Origin of the sequence: Streptomyces sp. NPDC127119 (assembly GCF_042677425.1) — a bacterium.
In the GTDB taxonomy this organism is placed as follows: Bacteria; Actinomycetota; Actinomycetes; order Streptomycetales; family Streptomycetaceae; genus Streptomyces.
The window spans coordinates 20,409-31,132 of the sequence record NZ_JBHXTO010000113.1 but is presented as its reverse complement, the minus strand read 5'-3'; the positions used below and the strand labels follow the sequence as shown (position 1 = coordinate 31,132).

Annotated in this window: 4 protein-coding genes, 1 tRNA gene and 1 rRNA gene; 5 read left to right on the top strand and 1 reads right to left on the bottom strand. The window is 69.1% G+C overall.

What is annotated here, in order from left to right:
- The 3 genes from rrf to ACFVH5_RS33380 all read left to right on the top strand — a co-directional run.
- A 5S ribosomal RNA gene (gene rrf, locus ACFVH5_RS33390) occupies positions 1 to 95 on the top strand; the annotation flags it as partial.
- Positions 96 to 209: 114 nt separating this feature from the next.
- The gene (locus ACFVH5_RS33385; protein ID WP_385837449.1) at positions 210 to 872 is read left to right on the top strand and encodes a DegT/DnrJ/EryC1/StrS family aminotransferase; all 663 of its coding nucleotides are present in this window, start codon (positions 210 to 212) and stop codon (positions 870 to 872) included.
- A gap of 107 nt (positions 873 to 979) precedes the next feature.
- Positions 980 to 1,052 (top strand) — tRNA-Thr (locus ACFVH5_RS33380).
- A gap of 79 nt (positions 1,053 to 1,131) precedes the next feature.
- On the opposite strand, the gene ACFVH5_RS33375 is transcribed toward ACFVH5_RS33380, so the two are convergent.
- Complete coding sequence (locus tag ACFVH5_RS33375) at positions 1,132 to 3,879, bottom strand: SpoIIE family protein phosphatase (RefSeq protein WP_385837448.1); 2,748 nt, start codon at positions 3,877 to 3,879, stop codon at positions 1,132 to 1,134.
- Between the two features lie 323 nt (positions 3,880 to 4,202).
- On the opposite strand from ACFVH5_RS33375, the gene ACFVH5_RS33370 reads away from it, so the two are divergent.
- Entirely contained in the window at positions 4,203 to 9,689 is a 5,487-nt protein-coding gene (locus tag ACFVH5_RS33370; protein WP_385837446.1) for a HAMP domain-containing protein, read from the top strand.
- Between the two features lie 314 nt (positions 9,690 to 10,003).
- A complete protein-coding gene (locus ACFVH5_RS33365) occupies positions 10,004 to 10,690 on the top strand; it encodes a two-component system response regulator (protein WP_107022506.1) in 687 nt (228 codons plus the stop codon).
- Positions 10,691 to 10,724 lie beyond the last annotated feature (34 nt).

Genomic DNA, 10,724 nt, shown 5'->3' with positions numbered 1-10,724 from the left:
AAACGCCCGGTTACATTCCGAACCCGGAAGCTAAGCCTTACAGCGCCGATGGTACTGCAGGGGGGACCCTGTGGGAGAGTAGGACGCCGCCGAACTAATTTTAAAAGAGCTGGTCCCTGAACTTAGGTTCAGGGACCAGCTCTTTTTTGTTGTGCGTCACTTGGAGTTCACGTTGCGCGACCAACATCACGGGCATGGGTACTGCTGCAATGCTCAGGGCCGCGGGTGTCGGAGCCGGTGACGAGGTCATCGTGCCGGCCTTCGGGAACGCCGAGGTGGCCGAGGCCGTCGTCCTGGCCGGCGCGCTGCCGGTGTTCGTCGACATCGATCCGAACACGTACTGCCTCGACACCGCCGAGGTCGAGGCGGCTGTCGGGCCGCGGACGGCCGCCCTGGTCGCCGTTCACCGCTTCGGGCGGCTCGCCGACATGCCGCGCCTGTGGGACATCGGCCGGCGGCGTGGGCTGCTGGTGCTCGAACAGGGCGAGTCCGAGGCGCCGTACGCCGAGGTCGAGGAGCGCAGGGCGCGTGCGACCTACCTCGACGGGCGGTTGCGGGGTGTACGGACTCCGGAGCGGGGCGTCGGGCACACCTACCAGCAGTACGTCGTGCGGGTGTTGGGGAACGGGCGGCCGGACCGCGACGCCTTCGCGCGGGCCGTGCGGGCCAAGGGCGTCGAATGCAGGGTGCCGGTGAAGACACCGGTGCACCGGATGCCCGCGTTCAGGCGGGACGTCTGCCTGCCCGAGACCGAACGGGCCGCCGACGAGACGCTGGCTCTGCCGGTCGACGCGTCGCTGACGAAGCGGGAGATGCAGCGGATCGTGTCCGCGTGCAATGCCCTCGGCGGACTGCTGCAGCCTGCCTTCTAGGACTGGCGGACGCAGCACCGAACCGGGTATCGAACGCAGTTGGGAGCACCCCGGCGTTCGGGGTATGCTTTATTCCGTTGCCACGAGGGAAACCTCGAAAGCAACAGGCCCCTATAGCTCAGTCGGTAGAGCGTCTCCATGGTAAGGAGAAGGTCAACGGTTCGATTCCGTTTGGGGGCTCAGACAGAAAAGGCCTCCGCCCTTGTGGGCGGGGGCCTTTCGCGTTTCCCGGGGCCGTCGCGGCCCCGGGAACAGACCGTCAGTCCTTCTGCAGACCCGGGACGCGCATCGCCAGAATGGCCATGTCGTCGGACGGCGCGTCACTCGCGAACCGCTCGACCGCGCGCATGATGCGGGCGGCCACCGCACCGGCCGTCAGACCCGTGCAGGTGGTGAGGACGTCGGCGAGGCCGTCGTCGCCCAGCATCCGGGTGCCCTCGCGGCGTTCGGTCACGCCGTCCGTCACACACAGCAGGACATCCCCCGGATCGAGGGTCACCTCCTGCTCGTACAGCTCCAGGTCGTCCATGACGCCCAGGAGCGGCTGGGGTTCGGCGGCCGGTTCCACCGTGCCGTCCGGGCGCAGGCGCAGGGGGAGCGGGTGGCCGGCGCAGACCACCTTCAGGAGCGCCGAGCCGTCCTCCTGGGGCCACAACTCCCCGTACAGGAGGGTCAGGAAGCGGCTGCGGGCGCCCTCGTCGAGGATCGCGGAGTTCAGGCGGTCCAGGACCGCCGGGCCTCCGTAACCCTCGCGGGCGAGCAGGCGCAGTGCGTGCCGGGCGAGTCCGGTGACCGCGGCCGCCTCCGGTCCCGTACCGCAGACGTCTCCGATGGCGAAGCCGTAGGCGCCGTCGCGGATGGGGAAGAGGTCGTAGAAGTCGCCGCCGACCTCGTTGCCCTCGCCCGCCGCGCGGTAGATGACCTCGACCTCGACGCCCTCGATGTGGGGGAGTTCCGGGGGCAGGAGGCTGCGCTGGAGGGACTGGCTGATGGCCGTGCGCTCCGAGTACAGGCGCGCGTTGTCCAGGGCGAGGGCGGCCCGGCGGCTCAGGTCCTCGGCCAGTTCCAGGATCTCCTGGCGGAAGTGTTCGTCCGTCGGCTTGCCGAGCGTCAGCATCCCGATGACGCGGTTGCGGGCCACCAGGGGCAGGACGACCGTCTCGCCGCCGACAGCGCCGGCCGTCGCCAGCGTCGTACCGATGCCGGCGCTGACCGAGGCGGGTCCGCCCAGGCCGAGGCTCCGCATGGAGGTGCGCAGGGCGGCCGTGTGGGCCGCCTCCGCGGGCGCCGCCCACACGCGGGCACCCGGTGTGGGGACCGGGTCCGGCGGGGCGATCTTCGACAGGAGGGCCTTGAGGCCGTCGATGCGCTCCTCGTCCTCGTGCAGGACGTACGAAAGGTAGGGGTCGGAGGCCTGGTCGGCAATCGTGTAGACGGCACACCAGGTGGCCAGGGTCGGGACCGTCATCTGGGCCATCAGGGCCAGTGTCTGGTCGCGGTCCAGCGTGCCCGCGAGAAGGTCCGAGGCCTCGACGAGGAAGGACAACGAGCCGCGGCGCAGCCGCTCCAGCTCGCCGAGGCGGGCCGACTCCACGGCGAGCGCGATGCGGTCGGCGGCGAACTGGAGGCGCAGGGCCTCCTCGTTCGAGTAACGGGCCGGTGATTCGGCCGCCACGCCGAGCGAGCCGGTGAGTCTGCCCTCGACCTTGAGGGGGACCGTGACGACCGAACGCATACCGGTGCCGCTGAGGAGCGGTACGGCCCCTGGGACGGCCGTGAGGTCCTCGTGGACGGCCGGCATGCGGGCCGAGCCGTAACGGCCGGTACCCGCCTCCACAGGGACGCGGGCGAAGCGCTGGCGGGCGGAGGGGAGCCCGGTGGAGGCGCGTACCTCCAGTTCCGTTTCGTCGTCGGTCGCCAGGAGGAGGAAGGCGGAGTCGCCGTCGAGCATGTCGCGGGCGCGCTCCACCGTGCGCTGGAGGAGGCCGTCCAGGTCGTCCGGGGCCGGCGAGCCGATGAAGACCTCGAAGGGGTCCGAGGCATGGCCCTCGGAGCTGGTGGTCGTGTCCGTGGCCGAGACGCGCAACGGGGTCTGCAGGACCGCCCGTTCGTGGTCGCGGACCAGCAGGCAGACCGTGGAGGGCTCGCCGCCGGTGTCGCGGACGCGCAGGTGCGAGGCGTATACGGGGGTGACGCGGCCGTTGGCGCCGCGCAGGCCGTAACTGCCCTCCCAGCGGGAGAGCTTGAGGGCCTCGACGATGCCGGTGCTGGTGCCGGGGGTGTGCGGCCAGGCCGCGAGGTCGGTCAGCGGCTTGCCGACGACCTGCTCCGCCGGGTAGCCGAAGAGTTCCTCCGCGTCCTCGTTCCAGGCGTTGATCGCGCCGGCGCGGTCGATCTGGACGACCGCCACGCGGACGCGGCCGTCGGCGAGGGGGAGCAGGTGGGAGGGCAGGGACGGGCCCGCGGTGCGGGTGCCCACCGCGCGCTCGGGGATGTCCAGCTGGAACCAGACCTGCTTGCGGGTGGGCGTGTACTCGACACCCCAGCGGCCGGCCAGGGCGGCACAGAGCTGGAGGCCGCGCCCGCCCTCACGGTCGGGGTTGCCCATGTTGATGGCGCTGCCCTGGAGTGGAATCTCACGTTCCGGGTAGTGGTCCGCCACCTCGATCCGTACGCCGTCGTCGCTGCGCAGGCACAGGACGTCCGCGGACGTGCCGGCGTGCACCACGGCGTTGGTGACCAGCTCGCTCGTGAGGACCACGGCGTCGTCGACGATGTCGGCGAAGCCCCAGCCCTGGAGGGTGTCACGGACGAAGGAACGAGCGGTCGCGACGGACCGCCCGACAGGGTCGAAGCTGGCGGCCGCGCGCGCGGTGATCACAGAACTCCTTGTCCGGTCGTCGGCGGGCAGGGTTCCGTGGCCGACCCGCCCCTGCCGGGGCAGGAGCTGGTTCTCGGTCGGCCGGGGATCCTGGGGTGGTCCCCCAGGATGCAGTCCGGTGGTCATGGTGCGGTGCCCTCCGATGCCTGCCTGCCCGCTCGTGCTCGTGCCACCGCCCAGGCCGGAAGGACCGGCGTGGCTGGACAGCCGCATGCAAGGTTACTTACCTTCGCGGTCCATGCGGATGCCGGTCGCCAGTGTTTACGTCCGGAGCGTGTGCGGACCGTGTGCGAAGCTGCCGAACTGTTATGGCCTGGTTCAGCCATGGTGAAACACTGGGCAGGCTCCAAGGGAAGGTCCGGGCAGGTTGAGAGCCTTCCGGCACGCGGGGCAAGAAGTACCTGAGTAACGCCGAGCGGTAAATGGTCGACCCTTGCGGGAGGGACACAGTGGAGTCTGGCGCAGCGACGCGGGGCACTAAGACGCGCGCGAAAGGCGGACAGTCCCTGAGTAATCAGCGTAAACCGCGCAATGGCACCACCGAGGTGGACACGGCGGCCCTCAACAGGCTGCTGGCGGCCCTGGTGTCGATGCGGGACGGCAACTTCCGTAAGAGGCTCACGGTCTCCGGCGACGGCGTGATGTCCGAGATCGCGGCCGTCTTCAACGAGGTCGGCGACCGGAATCTGCAGCTGACGGGTGAGCTCTCGCGGGTGCGGCGCATGGTCGGCCGTGAGGGAAAGCTCACGGAGCGGCTGGAGACGGGCGCCTGTGAGGGTTCCTGGGCCGCGGCGATCGACGCCTCCAACGCGCTCGTCGACGATCTCGTACGGCCCGTCTCCGAGGTCGGCCGGGTGCTGTCCGCGGTGGCGGAGGGTGATCTGTCGCCGCGCATGGAGCTGCGGGCGCAGGCCGCGGACGGCAACGGGCATCCGCTGCGCGGCGAGTTCCTGAAGGTCGGGCGCACGGTCAACAACCTGGTCGACCAGCTGTCCACGTTCACCGACGAGGTCACGCGGGTGGCCAGTGAGGTCGGTACCGAGGGCAAGTTGGGCGGACAGGCCCGGGTGCGCGGTATGTCCGGTTCGTGGAAGGACCTCACGGACTCGGTCAACACGATGGCGTACCGGCTGACGGCCCAGGTGCGGGACATCGCGCTGGTGACGACGGCGGTCGCCAAGGGTGACTTGTCCCGGAAGGTCACGGTTCACGTGGCCGGCGAGATGCTCGAACTGAAGAACACCGTCAACACGATGGTGGACCAGCTGTCCTCGTTCTCCTCCGAGGTGACGCGGGTAGCGCGCGAGGTGGGCACCGAGGGCGAGCTGGGCGGGCAGGCGCAGGTGCCCGGTGTGGCCGGGGTGTGGAAGGACCTCACCGATTCGGTGAACCTCATGGCCGGCAACCTGACCGCGCAGGTGCGCGGGATCGCGCAGGTCACGACGGCGGTCGCCAACGGTGACCTGTCGCAGAAGGTGACCGTGTCCGCGCGGGGCGAGGTCGCGCAGCTCGCCGAGACGATCAACCAGATGACCGAGACGCTGCGGACGTTCGCGGACGAGGTCACGCGTGTCGCCAACGAGGTCGGTGGCGAGGGGCGGCTCGGCGGGCAGGCGAACGTGCCGGGCGCGGCGGGCACGTGGAAGGACCTCACCGATTCGGTGAACACGGTCTTCAGGAACCTCACCACCCAGGTGCGGGACATCGCCGCAGTAACTACTGCGGTGGCCAACGGCGATCTGTCGCAGAAGGTCAGCGTCGAGGTCGCCGGCGAGATGCTGGAGCTGAAGAACACCGTCAACACGATGGTCGACCAGCTCTCCAGCTTCGGCGCGGAGGTCACCCGCGTGGCGCGGGAGATCGGCGTCGAGGGCGAGCTGGGCGGTCAGGCCCAGGTGCCCGGCGCGGCCGGTACGTGGAAGGACCTCACCGACTCCGTCAACACGGCGTTCCGCAACCTCACCGGACAGGTGAGGAACATCGCCCAGGTGACGACGGCGGTGGCCAACGGCGATCTGTCGCAGAAGGTCACCGTGGACGTCTCCGGCGAGATGCTCGCGCTGAAGAACACCGTGAACACGATGGTCGACCAGCTGTCGTCCTTCGCCGACCAGGTGACGCGGATGGCGCGTGACGTGGGCACGGAGGGCCGCCTGGGCGGCCAGGCGCGCGTGGACGGCGTGTCCGGCACGTGGAAGGACCTCACCGACTCCGTCAACTTCATGGCGGGCAACCTCACGTCCCAGGTGCGGCAGATCGCCCAGGTGACGACGGCGGTGGCGCGCGGTGACCTGTCACAGAAGATCGAGGTCGACGCACGCGGCGAGATCCTCGAACTGAAGAACACGATCAACACCATGGTCGACCAGCTCAGCGCCTTCGCCGAGCAGGTGACCCGGGTGGCCCGCGAGGTGGGCACCGACGGCCGGTTGGGCGGACAGGCGCAGGTGCCGGGCGTCGCGGGCGTGTGGCGCGACCTCACCGACTCGGTGAACGGCATGGCCGGCAACCTCACCGCGCAGGTGCGCAACATCGCGCAGGTCGCGACCGCGGTGGCGCGCGGCGACCTCTCGCAGAAGATCGACGTGGACGCGCGCGGCGAGATCCTGGAGCTGAAGAACACCCTCAACACGATGGTGGACCAGCTCTCGAACTTCGCCGAGCAGGTCACCAGGGTGGCCCGTGAGGTGGGCACGGAGGGCATCCTCGGCGGGCAGGCCGAGGTGCAGGGTGTCTCCGGCACCTGGAAGGACCTCACGCAGTCCGTGAACTTCATGGCGAACAACCTGACGATCCAGGTGCGCAACATCGCCGAGGTCACGACCGCCGTCGCCAAGGGTGACCTGTCGAAGAAGATCACCGTCGACGCGAAGGGCGAGATCCTCGAACTCGTCACCACCGTCAACACGATGGTCGACCAGCTGTCGTCGTTCGCCGAGCAGGTGACCCGGGTCGCCCGCGAGGTCGGCACCGAGGGCCAGCTGGGCGGCCAGGCGCGCGTGCCGGGCGTCACGGGCATCTGGAAGGACCTCAGCGACAACGTCAACCTGATGGCCAACAACCTGACCGTGCAGGTGCGGAACATCTCCCAGGTCGCGGCGGCCGTCGCCAACGGCGACCTGACGCGGACGGTGACGATCGAGGCGCGCGGCGAGGTCGCGCAGCTCGCCGACACCTTCAACACCATGGTGAAGACGCTGAGTTCGTTCGCCGACCAGGTCACCAAGGTGGCCCGCGAGGTGGGCACGGACGGCATCCTCGGCGGCCAGGCGCGCGTACCGGGCGTGTCGGGTACGTGGAAGGACCTCACGGAGTCCGTGAACGGCATGGCGTCGAACCTGACCGGACAGGTGCGCAACATCGCGATGGTCACCACGGCCATCGCCAAGGGCGACCTGACCAAGAAGATCGACATCGACGCGCGCGGCGAGATCCTGGAGCTGAAGACCACCATCAACACGATGGTCGACCAGCTGTCGTCGTTCGCCGAGGAGGTCACCCGGGTGGCCCGCGAGGTGGGCACCGAGGGGCAGTTGGGCGGCCAGGCGCGCGTACGCGACGTCGACGGCACCTGGCGCGACCTCACCGAGTCGGTGAACGAGATGGCCGGGAACCTGACCCGGCAGGTGCGTGCCATCGCGCGCGTGGCGACCGCCGTGACCCGCGGCGACCTCAACCTGAAGATCGACGTGGACGCCTCCGGGGAGATCCAGGAACTTCAGGACTACATCAACAAGATGATCGCGAACCTCCGCGACACCACGATCGCCAACAAGGAGCAGGACTGGCTGAAGGGCAACCTCGCCAGGATCTCCGGCCTGATGCAGGGCCGCCGCGATCTCGCCGACGTGGCCTCGCTCATCATGGGCGAGCTGACTCCGGTGGTCTCGGCGCAGCACGGCGCGTTCTTCATGGCGATGCCTCTGGACGACGGCAAGCACGTGGGCGCCGCGAACGACGACTCGTACGAACTTCGCATGCTCGGGTCGTACGGCTACTCGATGGGCTCCATGCCGACGTCGTTCCGGCCCGGGGAGACGTTGATCGGGACGGCCGCCAAGGAGAAGCGCACGATTCTCGTGGAGAACGTGCCGCCGGGGTATCTGAAGATCGCATCCGGCCTCGGGGAGGCGCCTCCGGCGCATGTCATCGTGCTGCCGGTGCTCTTCGAGGGGACCGTTCTCGGGGTGATCGAGCTGGCGTCGTTCCACTCGTTCACGCACATCCAGAAGGACTTCCTCAGCCAGATCGCCGAGATGATCGCGACGAGCGTCAACACCATCGCGGTCAACACCAAGACCGAGGTGCTGCTCAAGCAGTCGCAGGAGCTGACCGAGCAGCTCAGGGAGCGGTCGGCGGAGCTGGAGAACCGGCAGAAGGCCCTCCAGGCGTCCAACGCCGAGCTGGAGGAGAAGGCCGAGCTGCTGGCCCAGCAGAACCGCGACATCGAGGTCAAGAACACCGAGATCGAGGAGGCGCGGCAGGTCCTGGAGGAGCGCGCCGAGCAACTAGCGGTCTCCATGCGCTACAAGAGCGAGTTCCTGGCCAACATGTCCCACGAGCTGCGTACGCCGCTCAACTCGCTGCTGATCCTCGCCAAGCTGCTCGCCGACAACGCGGACACCAACCTCACGCCCAAGCAGGTCGAGTTCGCCGAGACGATCCACGGGGCGGGTTCGGACCTGCTCCAGCTGATCAACGACATCCTCGACCTGTCGAAGGTCGAGGCGGGCAAGATGGACGTGTCGCCGACGCGTATCGCGCTGGTCCAGCTCGTCGACTACGTAGAGGCCACTTTCCGTCCGCTGACGGCGGAGAAGGGCCTCGACTTCTCCGTACGGGTGTCGCCGGAGCTGCCGGCCACGCTGCACACGGACGAGCAGCGGCTCCTCCAGGTGCTGCGCAACCTGCTCTCCAACGCGGTGAAGTTCACCGACTCCGGAGCGGTCGAACTGGTCATCCGGCCCGCGGGCGCGGAGGTGCCGGTCGCCATCCGGGAGCAGTTGCTGGAGGCGGGCTCGCTGCGGGACGCGGACGCCGATCTGATCGCGTTCTCCGTGACCGACACGGGCATCGGGATCGCGGCCAGCAAGATGCGGGTGATCTTCGAGGCGTTCAAGCAGGCGGACGGCACGACGAGCCGGAAGTACGGCGGTACGGGCCTGGGTCTGTCGATCTCGCGGGAGATCGCGCGGCTGCTCGGCGGTGAGATCCACGCGCAGAGCGAGCCGGGACGCGGCTCGACGTTCACGCTGTATCTGCCGCTGCACCCGAGCGAACTCCCGCCGCAGGGCTACCCGCAGCTGTCGCCGCCCATGGAGAACGGCGCGCTGCCGGCGGGCGCGGACGACGAGGCCGAGGCCCGGGTGGAGACACCGGCGGAGGTCAGGTCGTACCAGGAGACCCAGAACGGGCCCGCCGCGCTCTTCAGGCGGCGTCGCAGGGCGGTGTCCGCGGCCGAGCAGCGGCCCGCGCTGCCGGGGGCCCAGGCGCAGGCCCCGGAGGCCTGGGGCTCGGGCGGCGAGGAGGTGGCCACGCGCACGCGTGCCGTCTTCCGCTTCGAGGGCGAGAAGGTGCTGATCGTCGACGACGACATCCGCAACGTGTTCGCGCTCACCAGCGTCCTGGAGCAGCACGGTCTTTCGGTGCTGTACGCCGAGAACGGCCGCGAGGGCATCGAGGTCCTGGAGCAGCACGACGACGTGACGGTCGTCCTGATGGACATCATGATGCCGGAGATGGACGGATACGCGACCACGACGGCGATCCGCAGGATGCCCCAGTTCGCCGGGCTGCCGATCATCGCGCTCACCGCGAAGGCGATGAAGGGCGACCGGGAGAAGGCCATCGAGTCGGGTGCCTCCGACTACGTGACGAAGCCGGTCGATCCCGATCATCTGCTCTCGGTGATGCAGCAGTGGATGCGGGGGCAGTGATCCAGGGGCGGGTTTCGTCGGGCCGCCGAGGATGATTGAGTGGTGGGGAAATGACCGCGTCCACGGGCCGGTCGGGCGGTGGCACGGTTTGCCGGGTTGCTGACTGACTGTGCCCGGAGCCGTGTAGAAAGCCGGGATTCGGGGAACCTTCTGGTCTCCCGCTGCGTTTCTGCTACGTGCACAGTGACATCGCGGTGACAGGGTGTGGCGACAGGCGGGGTGCGGCTACCATGACCGGCACAAGGACGGGCGGCGCTCAGAAGCCGTCCCCTGGGGCGGCGCCCGGTGCACTGCCGGGACGAGGAGGGCGGGCCATGGTGCAGAAGGCCAAGATCCTCCTGGTCGATGACCGGCCGGAGAATCTGCTGGCGCTGGAGGCCATCCTCTCTGCGCTCGATCAGACACTGGTACGGGCATCTTCCGGGGAGGAAGCGCTCAAAGCGCTGCTCACGGACGACTTCGCGGTCATTCTGCTGGATGTCCAGATGCCGGGCATGGACGGTTTCGAGACCGCCGCGCACATCAAGAGGCGGGAACGGACCCGGGACATCCCGATCATCTTCCTCACCGCGATCAACCACGGGCCGCACCACACGTTCCGCGGGTACGCGGCGGGTGCGGTGGACTACATCTCCAAGCCGTTCGACCCGTGGGTGCTGCGCGCGAAGGTCTCGGTGTTCGTCGAGCTCTACATGAAGAACTGCCAACTCCGGGAGCAGGCGGCGCTGCTGCGTCTGCAGCTGGAGGGCGGCGGCGGCAAGTCGGTGCTCGGTGACACCAAGGAGCCGGCCGGACTGCTCGCCGAACTCTCCGCGCGGCTCGCGGCCGTCGAGGAGCAGGCCGAGGCGCTCTCCAAACAGCTGGACGACGATTCGGCGGACGCGGCGGCGGTGGCCACCGCGGCCCATCTCGAACGGAAACTGACGGGGCTGCGTCGCGCGCTGGACGCGCTGGAGCCCGGCACGGGGAGCGGTGCGGCTTCGCTGCCGTCCCAGAACTGAGGACTTCCCGAAACCGTGACCTTCTCCGAGCTGG

Bases quoted from the DNA above. Each gene is read 5' to 3' on its own strand.
- ACFVH5_RS33365 (WP_107022506.1), top strand. From the start codon at position 10,004: ATGGTGCAGAAGGCCAAGATCCTCCTGGTCGATGACCGGCCGGAGAAT.
- ACFVH5_RS33375 (WP_385837448.1), bottom strand. From the start codon at position 3,879: ATGACCACCGGACTGCATCCTGGGGGACCACCCCAGGATCCCCGGCCG.
- ACFVH5_RS33385 (WP_385837449.1), top strand. From the start codon at position 210: ATGCTCAGGGCCGCGGGTGTCGGAGCCGGTGACGAGGTCATCGTGCCG.